The sequence below is a fragment of the Brevibacillus schisleri genome (genome assembly GCF_055685845.1).
Genome location: NZ_JBVNDM010000001.1, coordinates 851455 through 873640 on the forward strand (window position 1 = coordinate 851455; position 22186 = coordinate 873640).

At 45.7% G+C, this 22186-nt stretch carries 20 protein-coding genes; 15 read left to right on the forward strand and 5 right to left on the reverse strand.

Going from position 1 to position 22186, the window contains the following annotated elements; all coding sequences use genetic code 11:
* Positions 1–58: 58 nt before the first annotated feature.
* Both ACUUHJ_RS04330 and ACUUHJ_RS04335 read left to right on the forward strand, forming a co-directional pair.
* Positions 59–493, forward strand: a complete 435-nt coding sequence (locus ACUUHJ_RS04330) for a HEAT repeat domain-containing protein (RefSeq protein WP_472298334.1) — start codon at positions 59–61, stop codon at positions 491–493.
* Positions 494–608: 115 nt separating this feature from the next.
* Positions 609–1823: an IS256 family transposase gene (locus ACUUHJ_RS04335; RefSeq protein ID WP_289673754.1), complete on the forward strand. Its 1215-nt coding sequence runs from the start codon at positions 609–611 to the stop codon at positions 1821–1823.
* A gap of 201 nt (positions 1824–2024) precedes the next feature.
* Here ACUUHJ_RS04335 and ACUUHJ_RS04340 read toward each other — a convergent pair whose 3' ends face one another.
* Positions 2025–3350 (reverse strand): esterase-like activity of phytase family protein, encoded by a 1326-nt coding sequence (locus tag ACUUHJ_RS04340; RefSeq protein ID WP_472298335.1) that lies wholly within the window; start codon positions 3348–3350, stop codon positions 2025–2027.
* Between the two features lie 222 nt (positions 3351–3572).
* On the opposite strand from ACUUHJ_RS04340, the gene trpB reads away from it, so the two are divergent.
* The 6 genes from trpB to ACUUHJ_RS04370 all read left to right on the forward strand — a co-directional run bounded on the left by trpB (position 3573) and on the right by ACUUHJ_RS04370 (position 8765).
* On the forward strand, positions 3573–4739 hold the full coding sequence (gene trpB, locus ACUUHJ_RS04345; protein WP_289676146.1) for a tryptophan synthase subunit beta: 1167 nt from the start codon (positions 3573–3575) through the stop codon (positions 4737–4739).
* Positions 4740–4982: 243 nt separating this feature from the next.
* The gene (locus tag ACUUHJ_RS04350; protein WP_472298336.1) at positions 4983–6125 is read left to right on the forward strand and encodes a NupC/NupG family nucleoside CNT transporter; all 1143 of its coding nucleotides are present in this window, start codon (positions 4983–4985) and stop codon (positions 6123–6125) included.
* A 71-nt stretch (positions 6126–6196) separates the two neighbouring features.
* Positions 6197–6859 carry a CPBP family intramembrane glutamic endopeptidase gene (locus tag ACUUHJ_RS04355; RefSeq protein WP_289676148.1) on the forward strand — a complete coding sequence of 221 codons (663 nt, stop codon included), beginning with the start codon at positions 6197–6199 and terminating at the stop codon, positions 6857–6859.
* Positions 6860–6978: 119 nt separating this feature from the next.
* Positions 6979–7554, forward strand: a complete 576-nt coding sequence (locus ACUUHJ_RS04360; RefSeq protein ID WP_472298337.1) for a GNAT family N-acetyltransferase — start codon at positions 6979–6981, stop codon at positions 7552–7554.
* A gap of 103 nt (positions 7555–7657) precedes the next feature.
* Entirely contained in the window at positions 7658–8533 is an 876-nt protein-coding gene (locus ACUUHJ_RS04365) for a radical SAM/SPASM domain-containing protein (RefSeq protein ID WP_289676149.1), read from the forward strand.
* Positions 8523–8765, forward strand: a complete 243-nt coding sequence (locus tag ACUUHJ_RS04370) for a hypothetical protein (protein WP_472298338.1) — start codon at positions 8523–8525, stop codon at positions 8763–8765. The genes ACUUHJ_RS04365 and ACUUHJ_RS04370 overlap by 11 nt, the downstream gene beginning before the upstream one ends.
* Before the next feature lie 304 nt (positions 8766–9069).
* Here ACUUHJ_RS04370 and ACUUHJ_RS04375 read toward each other — a convergent pair whose 3' ends face one another.
* From ACUUHJ_RS04375 to ACUUHJ_RS04390, 4 genes are all read right to left on the reverse strand, one after another.
* A complete protein-coding gene (locus ACUUHJ_RS04375; protein ID WP_472298339.1) occupies positions 9070–9930 on the reverse strand; it encodes a copper amine oxidase N-terminal domain-containing protein in 861 nt (286 codons plus the stop codon).
* Positions 9931–10025: 95 nt separating this feature from the next.
* On the reverse strand, positions 10026–11330 hold the full coding sequence (locus tag ACUUHJ_RS04380; RefSeq protein ID WP_472298340.1) for an MFS transporter: 1305 nt from the start codon (positions 11328–11330) through the stop codon (positions 10026–10028).
* A 22-nt stretch (positions 11331–11352) separates the two neighbouring features.
* Complete coding sequence (locus ACUUHJ_RS04385) at positions 11353–11964, reverse strand: TetR/AcrR family transcriptional regulator (protein WP_289676154.1); 612 nt, start codon at positions 11962–11964, stop codon at positions 11353–11355.
* A 146-nt stretch (positions 11965–12110) separates the two neighbouring features.
* Positions 12111–12896, reverse strand: a complete 786-nt coding sequence (locus ACUUHJ_RS04390) for a class I SAM-dependent methyltransferase (RefSeq protein ID WP_472298341.1) — start codon at positions 12894–12896, stop codon at positions 12111–12113.
* Positions 12897–13161: 265 nt separating this feature from the next.
* Here ACUUHJ_RS04390 and ACUUHJ_RS04395 point away from each other — a divergent pair, with 265 nt between their 5' ends.
* The 7 genes from ACUUHJ_RS04395 (at position 13162) to ACUUHJ_RS04425 (ending at position 22114) form a co-directional block, all read left to right on the forward strand.
* Complete coding sequence (locus ACUUHJ_RS04395; protein WP_289676157.1) at positions 13162–13863, forward strand: response regulator transcription factor; 702 nt, start codon at positions 13162–13164, stop codon at positions 13861–13863.
* A gap of 16 nt (positions 13864–13879) precedes the next feature.
* Positions 13880–14995 (forward strand): sensor histidine kinase, encoded by a 1116-nt coding sequence (locus tag ACUUHJ_RS04400; protein WP_472298342.1) that lies wholly within the window; start codon positions 13880–13882, stop codon positions 14993–14995.
* Between the two features lie 118 nt (positions 14996–15113).
* Positions 15114–16052 carry an ABC transporter ATP-binding protein gene (locus tag ACUUHJ_RS04405; protein ID WP_048031181.1) on the forward strand — a complete coding sequence of 313 codons (939 nt, stop codon included), beginning with the start codon at positions 15114–15116 and terminating at the stop codon, positions 16050–16052.
* Between the two features lie 15 nt (positions 16053–16067).
* Positions 16068–17198, forward strand: a complete 1131-nt coding sequence (locus ACUUHJ_RS04410; RefSeq protein ID WP_472298343.1) for an ABC transporter permease — start codon at positions 16068–16070, stop codon at positions 17196–17198.
* On the forward strand, positions 17195–18343 hold the full coding sequence (locus tag ACUUHJ_RS04415) for an ABC transporter permease (protein ID WP_289676161.1): 1149 nt from the start codon (positions 17195–17197) through the stop codon (positions 18341–18343). Before ACUUHJ_RS04410 ends, ACUUHJ_RS04415 begins: the two co-directional genes overlap by 4 nt.
* A 58-nt stretch (positions 18344–18401) precedes the next feature.
* Entirely contained in the window at positions 18402–21593 is a 3192-nt protein-coding gene (locus tag ACUUHJ_RS04420) for a hybrid sensor histidine kinase/response regulator (RefSeq protein ID WP_472298344.1), read from the forward strand.
* Positions 21590–22114, forward strand: a complete 525-nt coding sequence (locus tag ACUUHJ_RS04425) for a DUF6933 domain-containing protein (protein WP_289676163.1) — start codon at positions 21590–21592, stop codon at positions 22112–22114. Before ACUUHJ_RS04420 ends, ACUUHJ_RS04425 begins: the two co-directional genes overlap by 4 nt.
* Positions 22115–22186: the final 72 nt, after the last annotated feature.

Below are 22186 nucleotides of genomic sequence, written 5' to 3' on the forward strand. Positions count from 1 at the left end.
TTATTCATATGATGTAGTGCCATAATAGAAGGATGATAGTCAGAAGGAGATAGAATTGATGAATAATATTGTAATCAAAAATGAGTTTCCTCCGAATTTTGAGGAATTAAAAAAAGCTGCCAATCGAACGTCTAATTGGAGAGAGCGTTTAGAGGCTGTTGAAGAATTGGGTCAGTGGAAGCATGAAGAAACAATGAAATTACTGACGAGAATCATGGAAAACGATACGGTATACAAAGTGCAAGAGACTGCTTTTCAAAAACTGAAAGCATTTGGGGAAGGTGCTCGATTACCTGCTCAGAAAAAAGGCGACTTGATCAAAGGCGCAACGAAAGCCTTGGTAAGAATTAAGAAGAGCTTGCCAAAAGATCATACGCTCGAGGAATTCAAAGAGAAACTGCAAAAAATGAGAAGCGATATCTATGATACGTACGAGGGAGAAAAAGGTGCTGATTTTGATCAGTGGCTGGAAAACACCTGGGCGGCGTTATAGTTATTTGGATCGAAGAAGTCCTGCTACTTTTTGGAAGTGCAGAGTCTGTAAAATATTTTGTGTAAACTCTCAACCTCTAAACTACAATTAGGAGTAGAAAGGTTGGGAGATTTTTATGATGTCAAAAGAGCAGATCAAGCAGTGGATCAAAGAGAAAAACATGAAGTCAGTGGACGACGTGCAGTCAGCGTTAAAGGATCTATTCGCAGACACGATCCAAGAAATGCTGGAAGCTGAAATCGAGTCCTCTCTTGGATACGCCAAGCATGACATGAAAAACAAGCGGACAACCAACAGCCGCAATGGGTATAGCAAGAAAACCGTCCGTTCTGAGTACGGGGATGTTGACATCCAAGTCCCTCGAGATCGAGAGGGTGATTTTGAGCCGAACATTGTAAAGAAACATCAATCCAATGTGACAGGGATCGAAGATCAAATTCTCGCCCTCTATGCCAAAGGCGTATCCACACGCGATATCCAAGACCATCTGCAACAGCTCTATGGCATCGAAGTCTCACCAACGCTCATATCCAATGTAACGAATAAGATTGTACCGATGATCAAAGAGTGGCAAAATCGCCCCTTACAAGCGGTTTATGCTGTTGTTTTCCTTGACGCCATTCACTTTAAGGTAAAACAGGACGGAGCTATCGTCAATAAAGCCGCCTATATGGTCATTGGTATTGACCTTGACGGTCATAAAGATGTGCTCGGGATCTGGATTGGGGAGAATGAATCAGCAAAATTCTGGCTGCATGTACTCAATGAACTGAGAAATCGTGGAGTGCAGGATATTCTCATTACGAGCGTCGATAACCTTCGAGGCTTTACAGAAGCCATTTCAGCATGTTATCCGAAGACGGAGATTCAGAAATGTGTCATCCATCAAATCCGAAACTCCATCAAGTATGTTTCCTATAAGGATCTAAAAAAGATTACGTCCGAACTGAAACCCATCTATAAGGCTCCAACGGAGCAAGCTGCATTGGAAGAACTCGAGCAATTTGAACAAGCCTGGGGCAGTAAATATCCCTTGATGGTTCGTTCCTGGCGAAATAACTGGGATGAGATTGCGACTTTCTTTAAATATCCCCCAGAGATTCGAAAGCTGATCTATACAACCAACGTCATCGAGAGTTATCATCGACAGCTCCGAAAAGTGACAAAGGGAAAAGCCATGTTTCCCACAGACGATGCCCTTCTGAAGATGCTATATCTCGTGACCATGGATGTTCTGCGAAAGTGGACGGGACGCGTCCAGAACTGGGGACAGATTCTCTTGCAGCTATCCGTTTTCTTTGAAGATCGAGTACAGCCGTACATTCGGTAACAAATGAAAGGCTTCATCCCCGAAGGGATTATCTTTCTCTCCACCAATGCGTCAAGGGTTCGCTTCGCCTTACGCCCTTGACTCTATTGGCTTCGAAAAAGAGGTCCCAATTAGGGGGATGAAACCTTTTCATATATCGGTTGATTGAGTTTACACAAAAATCTTGACAGACCCGAAGTGCAGGACTTCTTCTTTTGCTTCTTATTTCAAATCCTTACCCACTTTAATCACATACATCTGCGTTGGATTGCTGTTGATTTTAATCTTGCCCTTCTCGTCATAGCCTTCAACGCCGAAATCATTGTCATTTACAATGGCAATCGTATTTTTATCCACAATCGCTAATCCTTCCAGCTTTTCATGCGGATAATTCAGCTTGGCTACATCCACCAGCAATTCCTTGGAAACAGGCACAATTCCTTTTTCTTTCACTTGGGCGACGGTGAGTTTTTCGAAGTCATGCTCACTTGTTGGGGTACCGAGTAAATTGGTTGCTTTCGAAAAATCTGCTTTGTAAATTCGCTTAATTTGTGCGTTTGCACCGGCATTTTTGTCTCGCTCGTCAATCAGTAAAACATCCTGACTGAGTGCTGCCAAGTCGCTGATGACGACGTCTTTCTGTTTCACTTTTACGAAGTCTTTCGCGTTCTCTGCGATGTACATGTACTCGCCTACGATTTTTTTGGTAGCGAGATCCATCTTTAAAATGCGTAGATTACGGGAGGCTTCGCCTGTCTTTTTATCAGGGAGTGCCATCGGACTTTGGATCGAAGTGTACAAGAACTTGCCGTCTGGCGAGATGGTGACACCTTCGAAGCCACGGTTTGCAATGCGCTTGGAATAGACGGCTGGCAGCGTATCAAAAATCTCCATCTTTGCACCTGCGGCAACCAAGGCTTCTTTGGAGCCTTTTGGTACATAGCGGCCCAGGATCGTGCCGTCACGCTTTACTTGAATGATGGATGGTCGGTATTCGTCGGATAACCAAAACGTATCGTCCACCGGGTTGTAAGCGATGCCTTCCAAATCTAAACCGTCTGGATCGTAACTAATCTTTTTTGTTCCCGTCACATCGTAGGGAACTTCATCAGGGCCAGCGAGGTTCGGCAATCCACTGATATAGGCAGTCTTCGTAAAAACGTTGATTTTGACCTGTGGCAAACGCAGCTTGATGGTTTCCAAAACGTGAATGTTTCCATTCTCCACTTTGATTTTGTACAAGCGTGGTGTGTAGTTTTGGTCAGGGAACGTACGCAGCTCGTCCTTGCCGTATTGCCCATTTGGTCCACGGTCAGCCAATGTATAAAAGATAGAAGGAGGATCATTAGGGAGATGCACGAGACCGGAGAAACCGCCTTCTTTAATACCTTCAGCGAGAACAGGAGGATTTTTCCACTCATGAATTTCGGCTACAACGGGTGCTTCCGTTACATTTTGAGTTGCACCTGCCCCTTGTGTTCCGATCAAGGATAGAGCCGTGATTGTTGCGATCAGCAAGCTTTTCTTTTGAAAGTGAATCTTCATCATATCCCTCCGAATGAAAAAACGACGTAGTAAACCGCTTTTGTTAGACTACCCGAACTATATTGGGAAAATATGAAGGTAAAATATTTGTTTTGTAAAAAGTACCAATATAAGATGCGACTGCAAAGTTCAGAATAATCGAAAATTAACTTTGACACGGGCTCTTTTGATCTTATAAAATGCAAGGAAGGATTAAGGACTAGTTATAGCTGAGGAGAGATGAGCATGTCATTGACAGAACAGACAAAAAAGGGATATTTCGGGGAGTTCGGAGGGAGCTTTGTACCTCCACAATTGCAGGAAGTATTGGACTATTTGGCTGAACAATTCGAAAGGTATAAAGATGACGAGGAATTTATCGAAGAGTACAAGTATTATTTGAAAGAATATATAGGTCGTGAGAATCCGTTGACGTTTGCTCGGCATTTAACGGCAAAACTTGGCGGGGCCAAAATTTATTTAAAGCGAGAAGATTTAAACCATACCGGTGCCCACAAGATCAATAATGTTATCGGTCAAATCCTACTGGCAAAGCGAATGGGTGCGCAGCGTATTATTGCAGAGACTGGGGCAGGACAGCATGGAGTTGCTACCGCGACGGTTTGCGCGATGTTTGGTATGGAATGCGTGATCTATATGGGCGCGGAGGATACGAAACGACAGGCCCTGAATGTATTTCGAATGGAGCTTTTAGGGGCAAAAGTGATAGCGGTGTCCAAAGGACAAGGAAGGTTGAAGGATGCGGTTGATGAGGCGCTGAATGATTTGGTACAAAACTATCAGAACACGTTCTATCTATTGGGATCTGCGGTTGGTCCGCATCCGTTCCCAACGATGGTAAAGTATTTCCAATCGATTATCAGTGAAGAATCCAAGCGACAAATCCTAGAAAAAGAAGGTCGTTTGCCGGATGCGGTTATCGCTGCTGTTGGCGGTGGCAGTAACGCGATTGGAGCTTTTGCCCATTATATAGAGGAACCATCTGTTCGTCTGATTGGTGTTGAGCCAGATCAGGCACCTACCTTGACCAAAGGGGTTCCAGCCGTCATTCATGGCTTTAAATGCCTGGTGTTACTAGATGAAAATGGGGAGCCTCAAAAAACGTATTCGATTGCTGCTGGTCTAGACTATCCGGGTATTGGCCCAGAACACAGCCAGCTAAAAGTAAGTGGACGAGCGGAATACTACACGGTGACGAATGAAGAAGTGCTGGCGGCTTTTCAAGAACTATCGAGAACAGAAGGGATCATTCCTGCCTTGGAAAGCGCCCATGCCATTGCATATGCTTTGCAGTTGGCGCCCACGCTTTCACCGGAGCAGGTCCTGATTATTAACCTTTCAGGACGGGGTGACAAAGACGTAGAGCAAGTTTTCCATCTGTTAAACAAATAAAAGATGCAGAGGCCGTCCGGAAGGGATAGCCTCTTTTTCGTCTATTGATCACTTTTTTTAATGTAGTTATATATTTTTTTAGTAAAACTTTAGTATTGTTTTTTGAAGGGTCCTGCTTGGGATGTATTAACGACAACATTTGTTGGCAATAGTGATCTTGTAAAGGTGCAACAGTTAACTGCATCTACTACATGACAGAATTTGCGAAATCGACAGAGCTGGCGATACAGAAAGGATATGTTCATGCAATACATATGGGGAGTTCTCGGCATCCTGGGGATTTTTATAATAGCGATTGCGTTTTCGAAAAATCGCAGAGCGATTCATCCGAGGACGGTCATTGGTGCGTTTGCGATTCAGTTTATTTTTGCTTTGGTCGTACTGAAATGGGATTTTGGGAAAAAGCTTCTGGAGTACTTGGCGTCGATTGTTCAAAGCATCATTAATTCGACGAATGCCGGAATTCAGTTCTTGTTTGGCGGGATACTGGGTGCACAGAATGTAGGCTTTACATTTGCGCTGCAAGTATTACCGATTATTATCTTTTTCTCATCCTTGATTTCGATCCTGTATTATCTTGGTATTATGCAGTGGGCTACGAAAATAATTGGTGGATTTTTGTCTCGGGTGCTTAAAACGAGCGAAACCGAATCCATGTCAGCCTCTGCAAATATTTTTCTGGGTCCGATTGAGGCGCCACTTGTCGTAAAGCCTTATATTGAAAAAATGACCAAGTCCGAGCTGTTTGCTGTAATGACAGGTGGACTTGCGTGCGTTTCAGGCTCGGTTATCGGTGGGTATGCGATGCTTGGTGTTCCGATTGAGTATTTGCTGGCAGCAGCGTTCATGGGAGCGCCGGGTGGTTTGTTGCTTGCGAAAATTATCATGCCGGAGACAGAGCAGCCACATAGAGTGGAACATGTGGAAGTCATGAAAGATACAGAGTCCAGGAACGTCATCGATGCAGCTGCTCGTGGAGCCTCGGACGGGTTAAAAGTAGCTGCTGGTGTCGGTGCGTTATTGCTCGCGTTTATCTCGTTGATTTTCTTGCTGAACTCGATTATTGGCTGGCTTGGCGGGTTAGTGGGAGTACAAGCGTTGACGCTCGAACATATTTTAGGTTACCTGTTCGCGCCGATTGCCTTTATGATCGGGGTGCCATGGGAGGAAGTGCTAAAGGCTGGTTCTTTCATCGGGCAAAAGATTGTCCTCAACGAGTTTGTTGCCTACACAGCTTTTGCCCCTGAGATTGCGAATTTGTCGCAAAAAAGTGTGGTGATCATCAGCTTCGCCCTTTGCGGATTTGCCAATCTGGCTGCGCTGGCTATGGTCATTGGCGGCTTGAGTGATCCATGCCCTCGTTTTTTTGGTACTACGCGAAGTTAGTACTACTCGCTTTTGGTGTTCCTCGCTACAATCTTGTTAGTAAAAACAAGCCATGATTTGGTGGGGATACGATGAAGCATGTTCTGTTATTTCTAGGGCCAACGATCATGATCTTTTTGGGATTACAAGTCATGAGTAGCGTCCCAGTCACGTTTTTGCTGTTTTACGGGTGGCTGTTTGCGGTTCCGTTTGTAGACATGATCGTTTTGAAAGGAAACACATGGCGGGACACATTCAGGCAAATGGGATTGGGAATCAACCGCCCCAATATGTATCACGGCATTTGGACTGGACTTCTTTTCTTTCTCACCATGATTGTTGCAGGATATTTCTTTCACAGCGCTTTGTTTGATAAGGATGATCTGCAAAATTTATTGGTACAATGGGATTTCTCAGGCAATCTTGTCGTTTGGCTCATCCTTGTTTTGCTCGTGATCAATCCGTTTCTTGAGGAAATCTACTGGAGAGGATATGTATTTAAAAAGCTGGAAGGAAGACGAACAAAGAGAACCATGATTTTGCTGACGTCATTGTTTTACAGCCTCTATCATTTCCTCTCCATCATTCCTTTGTTTAGCTGGCCGTATAATATCGCGATGATTTTGCCAGTCTTTTTAGCGGGAATGATTTGGGGATATATGCGAGACAAGAGCAACTCACTGATGGGTTCAATCGTCAGTCATATCCTTGCAGATTCAGGGATTATGGCGGTCTATCTACTATTCTTGAAATGAATGACGCGGGTATGGAGGCGAGCTTCCATACCTTTTTTCTATTAGGTGGATAAGAAGGAAAAGGAGCCCTGTTGGAAAAATTAAGAAGGTAAAGAATATCAAAAGATGGAGCTGAAATCATGAACGTTGACGTACTGTTTAACCAGTTTCCCATTCTAAAATCAGATCGGTTCACCTTGAAGAAAATCGAAGAGCAGCATTTGGACGAAGTATTTGAAATCTACAGCAATGACGATGTATTTACATACTGCGGGATTATCCCCAAGCATAATAAAGCGACAGTGAAAAGCATGATCGGGCATTTTGAGAGAGACTATTTGAAAAAATCCAAGATCAAATGGGGGATATTCGCCAATGATAACCCCGATCACTTGCTTGGTATTATGGAAGCTTTCGACTTTCATCAAAAGGTAAACATGGTGACGATTGGCTACTTCTTGTCTGAAGCGCATTGGGGAAAAGGGATTGCGACAGAAGCAGTAAGCCTATTGCTCCACTTTTTGTTCATGGATGTCAACGTCAACAGAATACAGGCGGAAGTGATGCCTCAAAATGAGACCTCTAAAAAAGTATTGTTGAAGAATGGCTTCATAAAGGAAGGAACGCTTAGACAAGCAACGCTGTGGTCGGGCAAAGGGATTGTGGATCTGGAGATTTACGGAATGCTGAAAGAGGACTATGAAAAAGGAACGTGAGATTTCGTCCAAACCACCAGAATACACCGTTACCTGTAAAAGCCCTCCTATGGTACTATGATGGGTATGATCAATCATAGGCATCTGGAATGGGGAAAACATCTTGAAAAACTTTAAAAAAGTCTATATAGAAATCACCAGCGTTTGCAATCTCGCCTGTACCTTTTGTCCGCCAACGGAACGCGGTAAAAGTTTTATTAAAGTAGAAGACTTTGCGAAAAGGCTGGATGAGATCAAACCGCATACTGATTACATTTATCTGCACGTCAAAGGGGAACCGCTTCTCCACCCCAAAATTGATGAGCTGCTCGATATCAGCCATGAGAAAGGCTTCAAGGTCAATATCACCACGAATGGTACGCTCATTGCAAAAAATCGGCATAAATTGCTGGGCAAGCCTGCGCTCCGACAAATGAATTTCTCGCTTCACAGCTTTGACGGACATATCGGCTCAACCGACCGTGAAGGTTATTTGCGCGAAATTCTTTCATTTGTTCGGGAAGCGCAGGAGCATCAGGTGATTTTTTCTTTCCGTCTCTGGAATTTGACACAGGATAACGCTACGAACATTCAAAAGAGTAGAAACCGCCAGACACTCGAAGTGATTGAGAAAGAGTTTGGACTGGACTATCGGATCGAAGAAAAAGTAGTGCCGGGCAGCGGGGTGAAAATCGATGACCGCGTTTATTTGAACCAAGATTACGAATTCCAGTGGCCGAGTCTGACAGCGCCTGAAGATGATGGAAAAGGCTTTTGCCATGGACTGCGCACGCAAGCGGCGATTCTCGAAAATGGAACCGTTGTACCGTGTTGTCTCGATGGGGAAGGGGTCATTAATCTGGGGAATATCAATCAGACTTCGTTCACTGACATTGTGGATGGCGAGCGGGCCAATAATCTGATTGAGGGATTCTCTCGCAGGGAAGCTGTCGAGGAATTATGTAGAAGATGCGGGTACCGCCAGAGGTTTGGAGCGTAGAAAAAGCAAAACGTCCGGGTCAAATGATTCGGACGTTTCGTTCACCTTTAAAACTTCACCACTAACAACGGCGGTGACGACGACAGCGGAAGAAACAAAAACGACAGCGGCGACGCCTGCGACGGAAGAAGGAACAAAACCGGCAGCGACGACGACGGCGGCGGCGACAACCACAACGATCATGGTCTCGTTCAAAATCTTCGTCCAAGTCTCTATCGAAATCCTTGTCTAAGTCTGTATCACAATCGCTTTCAATCCCGTGTTTTTTTTCTCGATCCTTACAACCACAAGACATACATCCACCTCCTTCGTGTTCATACCATATTTTATGAATGCCGCTTGGACATGACTGGACGAACTGTAGGGGATAAAAGCTTGTTTTCAGGCATTGAAAAATGGCGGATGCCGCTATCCCCCCACAAACTCATGGGCAAAAGTGATGGTAAACATAAAAAAAGATAGCGGATCTCATAGCCAAGAGGAGCCAATGAGAACCACTATCTTTTTTCTATGCTAAATGAAGACTTCTTGTTGTATTACTTTGCAGATGTATCGTTGGCGTCTGTAACCTGCTCGGATTCTTTAGGGGCTTGAAGGTCGTCAATGATGACGATTTTGCCTTCTTCTTGCCATTCTACTTTCGCGTTCAGTTGTTCACTGATGAAGCGAAGAGGCAGGAATACACGTCCATTTTTCAGGACAGGTGCAGTGTCCAGAGAAATGGTTTTCCCGTCTACAGTTGCTTCTTTTTTATCGAGGTACAGCGTGATCGATTTTTCGCCGCGCGTAATTTCGACGCTACGAGTCTCTGGCTTCCAGTTTACTTCCGCTTTCAATGCGGAGCTGATCGCACGCACAGGCACCAAAGCTCTTCCACCCTTTACAAACGGTGCCACATCCGCTTTTACCTGTTTTCCATCTACGAATGCTTTCACTTCTGTCGAGCCTGTATCCTCAAGGAGTTCTCCAAGCTTTTTGAAGGGTGTGTGGTCTCCTTTTTGGTACGTGCGCTGAAGAAGCTCAAGCTGTACGTCCAAAGCTCCATGCTTGTCAGTGGTTTTTTCCAGATCAGCTACCAGTTGCTCGTATTTCGCTTTTTGATCTTCCGTGATTTCAGCCGTATGCTTGAGCTCTTGGCGAAGCTCGATTAGCTGTTTTTTTAACTTTACGTCTTTGATGTTGGTTTCTGTGCTAGCTTCGGTTGAGTTCTCATCGTCGCTATCTGTATCGGTATCAGATTCTTTGACAGAAGTTTCTTTCGATTTATCTTTTACTTCTGCCTTTACTTCGGGCTTACCGTTCTCTTTTCCTTTTCCTTCCAGGTCAGCCGCCAGAGCAGCAGGTACACTGGTTGCGAGTAGAATAGCAACCAACGAAGTAGATATTGCTTTTTTCATTTGAATCTTCCTCCTTCTAGGTGTAAGTCTCTTGAACTCGACATTCAAGACGGAGGAAAATATGAATTTGTTGCATAGGTTTTAAGAAAATATTTTTATTTGCGGGAATAGTTCCCTTGCAGTGACATTCCTTCCAAATCCCGTATTTTCCTCACACGCCCAATTACGATTCCCAGTAGCGACACAAGTACGCCAGAGAGAATAAACAAAAAGCCAATTCCTCTGCCTGCCCCCGTTCCGATAATCTGTCCGACCGTTTGGCCCAGCAATTGATCTGGATCAAACAACGGATTGAATACATGGTCCGCCAAAAATCCTGCCGACCCAAATGCCAGCACGAACCCGATTTGTGAAATAGCCGTGATCATCGACCACACTCTGCCTTGCCGTTCATTCTCTACATTCGTTCGGATGAGAACCTCGAGGCTGGTGTTCACAAAGGGAAGCGTGATGAAAAAGAGGAAGCCAAAAACCATAATCAGCCAAACGGAAGTAAATACACCCATCAAGGCGTAAAACAAGCCAGCAAGTACGAGAGAGAGGGACAGCATGAATACCCTTCTCTTTCCCATACCGAAGAGTCCGATCAAAAGGCTGCTGACGAGCATACCCGATGCAGATACAGAGAGGGCGATACCAAGCGTCTTGGAATCAGTTAATGTCAGCATCATAGGCCCAAAAAGCGATTGCAGCAGCCCGATGTAAAAGCACACGACAGACATTAACAGAACGAACAAGAAAACGCCTTTCTTTGAAAGGAGATAGCGGAAGGCTTCAGACATTTCGCGAAAAAAGCTTTGTCTTTCATGTTTCTGGGGAGTGGTATCGTGTTTCATAATCATCAGCACGGCGCCGACAGCTAAAAGGAAGGTCATCATATCGATAAGTAAGACGAGCTGGATATCAAAAGCACTGAGAAGAAGCCCTGCAACCAGTGGGGAAATAAGATATTGAGCGGAGCTTGCCAGTTGGATGAGCCCGCTTGCCTGTGCGTACATCTCTTCTGAAACCAGATCGGAGACGGCTGCCTTATAGGCTGGGTTTAGGATAGCGGCAGAGATCGAGCTGATTCCGACCCCCAAATAGATGTGCCATAATTCCATACGCCCGGACAGCATGGCAAGCAAGATGAACAAGATACCAGCTATGGAGCCAATATCGCCAATGATCATCATTTTCTTGCGGTCAAATCTGTCTGCCAACACCCCGCTAAAGGGGAGTAAAAGGAAGGAGGGGAGAAAAGAGAAGAGAATGATGAACGAATAGCTCATGGTAGATTGGGTCTGCTGAAAAACAAAGACACCCAAGGCAAAAGCGGTAAGACCACTACCGATAGCAGAAAGCAACTGCCCTGACCAAATGATCAGAAATCGGCGAAAGGCTTTATCATGAGCGTTCATTGTCTTTCCTCCTTTTCAGCCATTATAGAAACGAGAAGGACCCCGGGGCAGCTCCTAGTGACCGTTCAATAATCACCTGCATGGCCTGTAGACGTTTTGTCTGCTCCGCTTGCTCCCAATGAAAAATGCCCGATTCCAACAAAAATTGCGAGCCAGCGAGGAGAAACTGAACGGTCTCCAAAGCATTCTCGACATGAAAGACAGCTTCTTTATTTCCTTGTTCAATGACTTGCGCAAGGACAGGAGCAATTTTTAAGATAATGGCGATGTTCAGGCGCTCGTGAAGCTCTCTGTTTTCAGGGCGATGCAAGCTTTCCATCCATTCGTCTTGCTTGTCGATATGGTAGCTTTGGCTACGCAGCATCTGGCGCACCTTTTCCATGACGGATAAGGTAGAGTCAGCTGCGATTTTTTTATATTCCTCGCAAAGCGTATCGACCATGGAGTGGACAAATGCTTCAAGGATTTCTTCCTTTGATTTGAAGTAGTAATAAAAGGTTCCTTTCGCTACGCCCACCTTTTGAATGATCGCATCCACGGTTGTATGGACATAACCCTGATTTCGAAATAGCTCTCCGGCGGCTTCCAATATTTCTGCTCGCCGTGTTGTGGGGTCTTTCACGATTCTTTTCATCGGCGCCTCCTTCGGTTGTCAGTAAGTGGTTGGGTAAAGATTACCATATGACTGACCGTCAGTCTATAAGTATGTAAAAGAAAAAGAGAAGGGAAAGCCTCCTCTGTTCGGTAGTAGGAATGTAATAAGATGATGGCAAACGTCCATTATAATTTCTCGGCGATAATCGTAAAGGTTTTCGGGATTCCCTTGTCAAAAACCTCCGAGGAGAGATTCGGTAGCTCTTCCAGCATTTTTAGGCACAGCCCTTTGCTCGCAATGGCCGTAACAATTTCTCCTAATGTCCAATTGCGCAACAATACTTTGGATTCAGCGACATTTGTGCCGTTCGAGAGGAATTTGGAGAAAGCAATGTCCTTTTCCTCAAGCGAGGTATCGAAATAATCGCCTGTTACTTTATGTTTGCGGATATTCGCAGTCGTTCCGCGTGAGGAGATGAGTTTTGTAGATACCGGATGGAAATCTTGGAGGACGAGCACGCCGCCCTTCCGCAGGAGCGAGTTGACCACCTGGAATAATTCGGTTAAGTCCAAAAAGTAATGAAGAATACCGAATTCCATAAAAACGAGATCATACTCACCAGCCAATACATCTGGGGGGAGCTGCAATACATCCGAAACGATGTAAGTCAGGTCAACATCGGCGGATGCAGCCAGTTCTTTGGCGTACTGCTCATTCTCAGAAGAAAAATCGGCGATGGTCACGTCGGCACCCAGCAAGGCGAGCGCAACGGCTTTGTTTCCATTTGAACCGAGTAAATTGATAATCTTTTTGCCGCGAATGTCGCCCATGTGCTCATATACTTTGCCGATTCGCTTTTGGGGGTCTTCTTGAATTTTGACCGCTGCCTCGGCAGGGGTTCCAAAGCGTTTCAGCCACGCTTGGTAAGCCCCAGTGTTCCAAGCCGTTTTATTTAGTTGTGCTGTTTCCACAAATTCCCCTCCATAGAGTGTTCCATTCAAAAAATTGGCCCCGATAGGTTGGTAAGAGGGCTTAGGTAATATATCATACTGACACATATGATTCGTGTCTATATATTTTCGACGTGTTAATTTTTCCATCTGTGACTGGAAAGTAAGAACCATGGGGGCGAGATTCTACAATTGTGGAGCAAAGCAGGACAGTGGTAATATTGGGAAAAAATATACGTCCGCTCTTTATGCGGTCGAGGGTTTGTTCGACGGGAGGCAAGCTGCTTTGAAAATCAAAGTGTTGATCGCAGACGACAATTCGTTTATACGGGAAGGCATGAAAATCATCCTGACGAGCTTTGCGGAGTTTGAAGTAGTGGGGAGTGTGGAGGATGGGGTCGAGGCGGTGACGTTTTGCAAACAGAACGAGGTAGACGTTGCGCTTTTGGACGTTCGGATGCCGAACATGAATGGAGTGGAAGCGACTCGTGTACTGACTACGGAAACTACAGTCAGACCACTCATTTTGACCACGTTTGACGATGACGAATTTGTCCTCGAAGCCATTCAAGCGGGGGCACGCGGTTATTTATTGAAAAACAATGATCCCAACCGCATCCGAGATGCCATCAAGAGTGTCTATAACAACCATCATGTGCTACAGGATGTCGTTCTGGATAAGATCAAAATGAACCTGAATACAGGGAGGAACGCGATGGATACCATGTCCACTACCCCGTCTCCCAAAGCGACAGCAGCCATCCCTACCGAAAGCAAAATCGACAAAAGCTTATTTACGGAACGGGAGCTCGATGTCATGAAGCAGATCGCCAAAGGGCTATCGAACAAAGAAATCGCCAGGAAGCTGTTTATTTCCGAGGGAACCGTTGCGAATTACATTACTTCCATCTTGAATAAAACAGCGCTTGAACACCGTACGCAGATCGCCATCTATTATTTGACGGGCGAAACGAACATGTCTGACTGAAAGGAGGTAACTACCGATGGAGTTATGGACAATGGCGAATAAGGCAGCGATGCTCGGGTTTATCATCGTGACTTCTTTTCTGGTTCATCCCACTTCTGAAATGGATCCGTGGCAAATTCTTGTGTACCTGTTGTATTTGGCTGGTAATCTCACTATTCTCATTGTGAAAAAGAGGAATCATAAGCAATTATTTATGGGACTATCCATCGTGTTCGTGGTAGCAAGTACACTTGTGTTGGACCCGTTATTTGTGCTGCTCTTGCCAGTCCACATTTTGGAGTTCGTGTTCTTGGTGAGTAAGCAGAGGGTGGTCGTATTTGGAGGTATGCTGTTGCCTTTGTTCATCGTTTTGCCTGAATGGATTCCCTTGTACTTACTAATGGCCTTTCTTAGCTTTTTACTGTATAGGTGTGGCAGCATGCTAACTGACAAGCTTCGTAGATTAGAGGCAGAACGGGAGAAGCTGAGGGAGGATTTACAAAGCTTGACTCGCTCCTTAAACGAGAGCAGCGAATATTTCCGCCAGTCAACCTATACGATTCAATTGGAGGAGCGCAATCGCCTTTCTCAACAAATTCACGACGATGTGGGGCATGCGGTGGCAGGTGCGCTCATTCAGATGGAAGCGTCACGACTCCTGATGGCGACTGATCAGGACAAGGCATCCGAGCTACTTCGCAATGCGATCGCAATATCGAAGGAAGGGCTGGAGCGAATCAGAGTGACACTCAAGGAAGTGAAGCCACGGCCGGAGGAGCTGGGAATCAATCGACTCCGGTTGTTTGTCGATGAGCTGTCTGCGAGAGAGACAGTGACAGCCACGCTTACTTTTAACGGGGACATCGATGTCATTACACCGATTCAGTGGAAAATCATCCAGCAAAATGCGACGGAAGCGGTCACGAATGCACTCAAATATGCGAAGGCGACAGTGATTTCCCTAGAGGTACGGGTGCTGAATACATTCATTAAAGCAGTGGTTACAGACAATGGGACCGGCGCAGAAAAGGTTGTAAAAGGGCTTGGCATTCTCGGGATGGAGGAAAGAGCCGCTTCCGCTGGTGGAACAGTGATTGTAGACGGTACGCGAGGCTTTAGCGTGACCACTCTGCTACCTTATCGCAACGAATGAAAAAAATCATGGGAAACAACATGAGAAATCTCATGTGCCGAGGGATGAACTTATGCACTGACATAGGGGCATCCTTTTTTATTACAATGCAGACATAACCACGAAGGGAGTGAGTTACGTGAGTCATGTATTGGAAATTCGTCAGTTAACGAAAAAGTTCGGTGATTTCGTCGCCGTCGACAATATGTCTCTGAATGTGCGTGAAGGAGAAATCTTTGGTTTTTTGGGGGCCAACGGAGCGGGAAAGAGCACGACTATCAATATGATCGCCTCCCTGTTGCGTGTAACAAAGGGCGAGATTACCCTGCTGGGAAAGAACATTGAGAAGCACAGCAAATTCGCCAAAATGAACATCGGCATCGTGCCACAAGATATCGCCATCTACGAGGATATGACTGCCTATGAAAATGTGAGGTTTTTTGCTGGTTTGTACGGACTGCGTGGATCACTGCTTCGCGAACGGACGGAGGAGGCGCTTGAATTCGTAGGTCTCGGTGACAAAGCTACCAGCTTTCCCAAAAACTTCTCTGGCGGGATGAAGCGTCGGTTAAACATCGCTTGCGCCATTGCTCATCGGCCGAAGCTGATCATCATGGACGAACCTACTGTCGGGATTGACCCTCATTCACGCAATTATATCTTGAACTCGGTACGCAAGCTAAACGACATGGGCTGCACGATCATTTATACGAGCCATTACATGGAGGAAGTCGAAGAAATCTGCACCCGCATTGCCATTGTCGATCATGGAAAAGTCATCGCAGAAGGATCGAAAGAGGAGCTAAAAGCGATTATTACTGACGCAAAGGAAATTTGGATTGGGGTCAGAGCAGATGAACCATTAAACCTCGAAGGCATTAAGGCGATTCCTGGTGTGAATGCGGTGCTTCAAGAAGAGAATACGATCAAAATCGTATCGAAAACGGAGATCAACAATCTGAACCGGATCATTCAACAATTCATCAAGGATCAGGTAGAAATCCGCTCCGTTGAAGAGCAAGCGCCGAATCTGGAGACTGTGTTCTTGACCTTAACCGGTCGAAACTTGCGAGACTAGAGGAGGGGCTTTGCCATGAACATATGGAATATCGCTGTAAAAGAAATCAAGTCCAGCCTTCGCGAAAAAAGAACGTTTATGTTTATGCTAGCGCTTCCCGTCATCCTGATGCTGATATTAGGCTCCGCCCTTTCCAACGCATTCGACGATACGAGGACCGTAGGAGACATGCGCTTGCTGTATAAAAGCAACGGGACGAATGCGCAATTATCTACGGCGTGGAACTCGTTTATCCAAGCATTGGGTGATAAAGGAGTGAAGGTCGCGCAAGCAAGTTCAGGCATGGAAGGGCAGGAGGAAGTTCGCGCGGATCGCTATACGGGGTACGCAGTCGTCAGCGATGCGGGGATTGAGTTTTATGGAAGCAGCAAGAATGCGATAGGAAGCAATATCCTCGCGGGGATGCTAACCGTTTTTGCAGATCGGTACTCGCTCGCATCCGCAGCTTATCAGGTAGATCCCGAATCGGGTTCGGCAATAGTCAAGGGTATCGAACATCGTGATGATTTTATTCATGAAACGGCCTTGAATCCCAATAAAAAGCCTGGGGCAATCGATTATTACGCGATTGCGATGACGACGATGGTTGCGCTCTACTCGATGTTCTCTGCGAGTTATTTGTTCACCGGAGAGCGAGCGAACAAAACATCCACACGATTAATGGCAGCACCTGTTAGCAAAGGTGTCATTTTTACTGGCAAAATTATCGGCAGTACGTTCGTCAATCTGTTTTTCGTGTTTGTCGTGTTCTTAGTCAGCAAGTTCGTGTTCCAGGCAGATTGGGGCAACCACTATGGAATGGTGATCCTCGTGCTTTTGACAGAGGTGCTGCTAGCCGTCAGCCTGGGTCTGGGGATCAGCTTTCTTTTCAAAGGCGAAGGGATAAGGTCAATCAACAATATTTTTACGCAGGTCGCCTCCTTTGTAGGCGGTGCCTATTTTCCCGTTGATCAATCAACTGGTTTCTTCGGCCTCCTGTCCAAATTCTCTCCCCTTCACTGGGCGAATACAGGTCTGATGCAAATCATTTACACAGACAATACGAGAGACGCATGGTTTGCAATTGCGATGAATGTGAGCATCGCTACGGCGTTCATCATCATTTCTGTTATCACGATGCGCAGACGGGAGGGTGCTTTCGTATGAGTGAAATGCTATGGCTAATTCGGAAAACGCTGATGGAGACGTTTCGGAGTAAAAAAAGCTGGTTCACCTACTTGGGTTTGCCGATCGCTGGGGTTCTACTGACTCTTACCCTGTACAGCAATGCAGGTAGCGGCACGATCCATGTAGGAATTATCAATCAGGACGGGGACCAGGTGATCACACAGGACACGATCCGGTTTATCGAGAGATTGGAATCTGTCAAAGTCACAGTCATCGACGAACAAACGATGCGCGAACAAATCGTTTCTGGTGAGCTGGATAGCGGAATTGTTTTCGAGTCAGGGTATGCCGCTAGTGTTCGAAATGGGGCGCCGGCACACTTGAACATTGTATCCGTAAAGGGTGAACAGGTAACTGCCTACGTGAAGGCCATGCTGCACAGTTATATCGGCAATCTTGCCGCGATTGGAAAAGCGGCACAGGCTGATGAGGCAAAGTTCACGAAGCTGTATACGGCCTACCATGAGCAAAGCTACAAGCTCCATACGGTAACGCTTCAAGACACATCGAACGTGACGCGCATGACGAATCAATCGATTGGATTCCTCATTATGTTCATGATGTTTTCAGCGGTGAACATGTCAGAGATCATTTTAAAAGAAAAAGAGAATCGCACCTTTTTGCGCCTCCTTTCTTCGCCGATGTCGGCTAGATCCTATGTATTCTCGAATATTATCGTTAACATGCTTATTTTACTGCTGCAAATCATCGTGACCTTGCTCGTCATGAAAAACGTCTTCGGCATAGATGCAGGCGTCTCGTATGGTCAAATGATTCTGCCGTTGTTCGTGTTTGCGCTGGGGGCTATCGCCCTTTCTCTGATGACCGTTGCCTTTGCGAAGAGTAGAGCAGGTGCTGGAGCGATTTCCAACCTGATTATTGTACCGTCATGCCTCCTGGCCGGCTGTTTCTTTCCAATGGAAATTATGCCGGACACCGTACGCAAAATTTCAACATTCTTGCCCCAGCATTGGTTGCTCGATGCGGTGAATAAGCTTCAACAAGGGTATAGTCTGGGGAGCTTGTATTTGAACATCGCTATTCTGCTCGCATTCGCTACGGTTTTTGCCTTGATCGCCATCTATCGGTTTGGGCGGAATAACGATAGCAGACAGTTTGTGTGAGAAAAATAGGACTGTGGAACTGCAATTTGACAAGGGATAATCCGAAGTGTGTCGAAAAATGCATACTATGATAAAGCGAAGCAACCATAATCGGAGTCATTCTAAAGCACTCATAAGTAAGTATCTTTTGATTCTTCTCTTGTTTTTAGCATTTCTACTAGGGCTTCGAACGTTTTGGTTTTCGTTTCATGCATCACCAGATCATCCGCAAGCGATTCAAGGGGTTCTTGATATGCGCGGGTGGGACTTTGAAAATTCCCCGTCCATTTCACTGGATGGGGAATGGGAGTTTTACCCTGATTCTTTCATCACGCATGAAGATTTCAAGCAATCATCGAGTGACGAACGACAGTACCTTCAAGTGCCTGGCAATTGGAGCAACGCTTTTTCCAGAGACTCTCCGTCAACGTATGGCTATGGTACATACCGTTTACGGATTTTGGTCGATCAACCACTAAATCAGCCATACACCTTATGGGTTCCGCAAGTGGAGGCATCTTCTACCGTAGAGGTTAACGGAGAGATATTAGCCAGAGCCGGAGTGCCTGCGACAACAGCGGAAGAGTACAAGCCACAGAAGGGATCCTTCACGGCTACGTACATTGCGGGTGATGCAAAGGTCATTGAAGTGCTTGTCCGAACGGCCAACTTTCATAATCCAATTGAAGGAGGCATCGTCAGATCGATTTACTTCGGATCGCAGGCCGCTATTGATACCGAACGTTGGTATTCTATCGGCTTCCAGATGGCAACCTTCCTCATCTTGTTGCTTCATGGCTTGTATGCAGGCATCCTGTATGTATTGAATGCCCGCCACAAAGAGTTTCTGGTGTTTTTTTTGTTACTTTCCTGCGTAGGGATAAAGACTGTTTCTGATTATGACAATCTGCTGTTACTTTGGCTCCCGATCGATTATACATGGTCGATCAAGGTAGAAGTGCTCGCCTACATATGGCAGCCTCTGCTGATGATATTATTGGTCAGGAATCTATCTGATCAGGAAGAGAAAGAATACTCCAAGCCGTTCAGAGCATATCTTTCGGTGCTCAGTCTTCATTCGGCAGTCATCGTACTGGGAACAGCACAATGGGTGTATATATTAGCTGGAACGCCATTTTTAGTCATTATTTATTTTGGCCCGTTGTTGGTGTTTATTTTCAAAATCAGCCGCATGCTTATGCATGAAAAGAATGACGCTGTGTTTTTGCTCATTGCTGCAACGAGTATTTTGTCCAATGTCATATGGTCCGCCATCATGGAATATAAAATGATCGATATCAAGTACGTGTATTATCCGCTCGACCTGATTGCTGCACTTGTCAGTTTTTCTGCTTACTGGTTCAAGCGATTCTTTCGTAATTCAGAGGAAAAAGCAAAGCTAACGGAGCAATTGAAAGAAGCGGACAAGCTCAAGGATCAGTTTCTCGCCCATACCTCGCACGAACTGAGGACGCCGTTGCACGGCATCTTGAATATCGCCCAAACTGTCGTCAACAATGAAAAGCATGTCATGGGTGGTCGGAGCAAGCAGGATATGGAGCTCTTAATCACGATCAGCCGCAGAATGTCGCATTTACTGGATGATTTGCTAGATGTCGTACGATTGCAGGACAAGCATATCGTGTTGCAGAAAAAGCCGTTGCATATTCAATCGGTTGTTTCCGGCATCATCAGCATGCTTGCTTACATGGTAGAAGGCAAGCCTGTTCAACTGAAAATGGACATACCAGAGTCCATCCCGCCAATCTTGGCAGATGAGAAGCGGCTAGTCCAGATTCTGTTCAATCTTGTTCACAACGCACTGAAGTTCACGGAAGAAGGATCTGTCGTCGTTTCTGCTGAGAACGTAGACGGACAGGTGGCGATCTATGTATCCGATACAGGAATCGGGATGGATGAGCATACCAAGGCACGTATATTTTTGCCGTATGAACAGGGAACTCGAGCAACGAACGGTGGTGGAGGAATCGGCCTCGGTCTTGCTATTTGTTCACAGCTAGTCGAGCTGCATGATAGTGAGCTAAGAGTCGACTCTGAACCGGGCAAAGGTTCGGTATTTAGCTTCTGGCTGCCCGTGGTTAGTACAGATGAGATGAAAGCAGCAGAGAGCCAATATGTGGAGCAGATTGATAAGAACAATCAAGTGACGGCTATTAATCAGATGGGGCAGAGTGAAGCTCCAGATATCTTGGCTATTCAGCAAACGGCTGCGCATGCGTTTGTAGAAAGAAAGGCGAACATATTGGCCATCGATGACGACCCGGTTAACCTAAGGGTGCTGGACCGAATGCTCTCCTCCTCGCATTATCAAATTACTACGTGCGCATCGCCAAGAGACGCGCTCGATCTGCTTTTTACAGAGCAGTGGGATTTACTTATTATCGATGTCATGATGCCTCATATGTCGGGCTATGAGCTGACGCAAAGGGTCAGGGAGCATTTCTCTGTTTCCGAGCTTCCGATCTTGCTCTTAACTGCACGCAGCCAGTCTGAGGATGTATACACCGGGTATTTGTCTGGTGCGAATGACTATGTTTGCAAACCAGTCGATGGCATGGAGCTGAAATACCGCGTCTGGTCGTTGACGACACTCAAGCAAACCGTCGATGAACGACTGAGTATGGAGGCTGCCTACTTGCAGGCACAGATTCACCCACACTTCTTGTTCAACACACTTAGCTCGATTATGGCGTTGAGTGACATTGATACGGAGAAGATGCGTAAACTCGGGGATGCGTTTACCGCCTTCTTGCATATCAGCTTTGACTTTTTGAATACAGGAAAACAAGTAGCACTCTCCCATGAGCTGGAGCTCGTCCAAGCGTATCTTTACATTGAAAAGGAACGATTTGGCGGGCGGTTACAGATCGTGTGGGAGGTTGAGCCTGGTATCAATCTCCTCATCCCGCCACTGACCATTCAGCCGTTAGTGGAGAATGCAATCAACCATGGTCTTCTTACCCAAATAGAGGGGGGAACACTCCATATCCGCATCGTCCGGCAAAAGAACGCCACTCTTTTTGAGGTGAAGGATGATGGTATCGGGATGGAGGAAGCGACTGTGCGGCAAATTCTTGACTTGTCGAAGAAGGAAAGAGGCGGAATTGGCGTGTCCAACACGAATCGGAGACTGACGCAAATGTATGGGAAGGGCTTGCGCATTACGAGTAAGCCGGGGGAGGGAACAACGGTGTCGTTTGTCATACCGGATCAGGCGTTAACTGAAAAACATCGAGGTGAACAGGCATGATTGCCATCCAATGCACCAAAAAGCTGGCAGAGGAACTACCTGTAACATTATCCGATAAAGAGAAAATGGTTTCAGAGCCATTATACAGGTGGCATGCTCACATGATTTTACTGAATCGCAGGAAATGTGTAGCGGTGATGAATAATGTGACCAGGTACAATTTTATCATCTATGGGTTAAAGAAAGCGGACTTTACAAGATTCGATCAACTATTTTTGGAAAAAATCGCTGAGAATCTAATTGCGGATGGCATAGAGCAATCGTTAATTCAGAAGTATTTGCATCATGCTAGTGAGGCTACTTTCACACAGACAAGTGACAGAAGCATTATTAGTCAATTAAACGACATGATTTTGCTGGCAAGATACGATATGGATAATAACATAAGGCAAATCGGTGAAGAGGAATTGAATCAAATCAATCGACTGTCGAATCAATATCCCATGTCTAAATTACCGCAAATATTTCCACGCGATGCGATGCAACACGCGTTAGAAAATTTATCGATGGTTAACACATAACGGAAGAACGGCGAGCATCCACATACTCTCATGAGTAGATAGGGTGCTTTTTCTTTTTTATTTATTGAAAAA

Bases quoted from the DNA above. Each gene is read 5' to 3' on its own strand.
- ACUUHJ_RS04330 (WP_472298334.1), top strand. From the start codon at position 59: ATGAATAATATTGTAATCAAAAATGAGTTTCCTCCGAATTTTGAGGAA.
- ACUUHJ_RS04335 (WP_289673754.1), top strand. From the start codon at position 609: ATGATGTCAAAAGAGCAGATCAAGCAGTGGATCAAAGAGAAAAACATG.
- ACUUHJ_RS04340 (WP_472298335.1), bottom strand. From the start codon at position 3,350: ATGATGAAGATTCACTTTCAAAAGAAAAGCTTGCTGATCGCAACAATC.
- trpB (WP_289676146.1), top strand. From the start codon at position 3,573: ATGTCATTGACAGAACAGACAAAAAAGGGATATTTCGGGGAGTTCGGA.
- ACUUHJ_RS04350 (WP_472298336.1), top strand. From the start codon at position 4,983: ATGCAATACATATGGGGAGTTCTCGGCATCCTGGGGATTTTTATAATA.
- ACUUHJ_RS04355 (WP_289676148.1), top strand. From the start codon at position 6,197: ATGAAGCATGTTCTGTTATTTCTAGGGCCAACGATCATGATCTTTTTG.
- ACUUHJ_RS04360 (WP_472298337.1), top strand. From the start codon at position 6,979: ATGAACGTTGACGTACTGTTTAACCAGTTTCCCATTCTAAAATCAGAT.
- ACUUHJ_RS04375 (WP_472298339.1), bottom strand. From the start codon at position 9,930: ATGAAAAAAGCAATATCTACTTCGTTGGTTGCTATTCTACTCGCAACC.
- ACUUHJ_RS04380 (WP_472298340.1), bottom strand. From the start codon at position 11,330: ATGAACGCTCATGATAAAGCCTTTCGCCGATTTCTGATCATTTGGTCA.
- ACUUHJ_RS04385 (WP_289676154.1), bottom strand. From the start codon at position 11,964: ATGAAAAGAATCGTGAAAGACCCCACAACACGGCGAGCAGAAATATTG.
- ACUUHJ_RS04400 (WP_472298342.1), top strand. From the start codon at position 13,880: ATGGAGTTATGGACAATGGCGAATAAGGCAGCGATGCTCGGGTTTATC.
- ACUUHJ_RS04410 (WP_472298343.1), top strand. From the start codon at position 16,068: ATGAACATATGGAATATCGCTGTAAAAGAAATCAAGTCCAGCCTTCGC.
- ACUUHJ_RS04415 (WP_289676161.1), top strand. From the start codon at position 17,195: ATGAGTGAAATGCTATGGCTAATTCGGAAAACGCTGATGGAGACGTTT.
- ACUUHJ_RS04420 (WP_472298344.1), top strand. From the start codon at position 18,402: ATGCATACTATGATAAAGCGAAGCAACCATAATCGGAGTCATTCTAAA.
- ACUUHJ_RS04425 (WP_289676163.1), top strand. From the start codon at position 21,590: ATGATTGCCATCCAATGCACCAAAAAGCTGGCAGAGGAACTACCTGTA.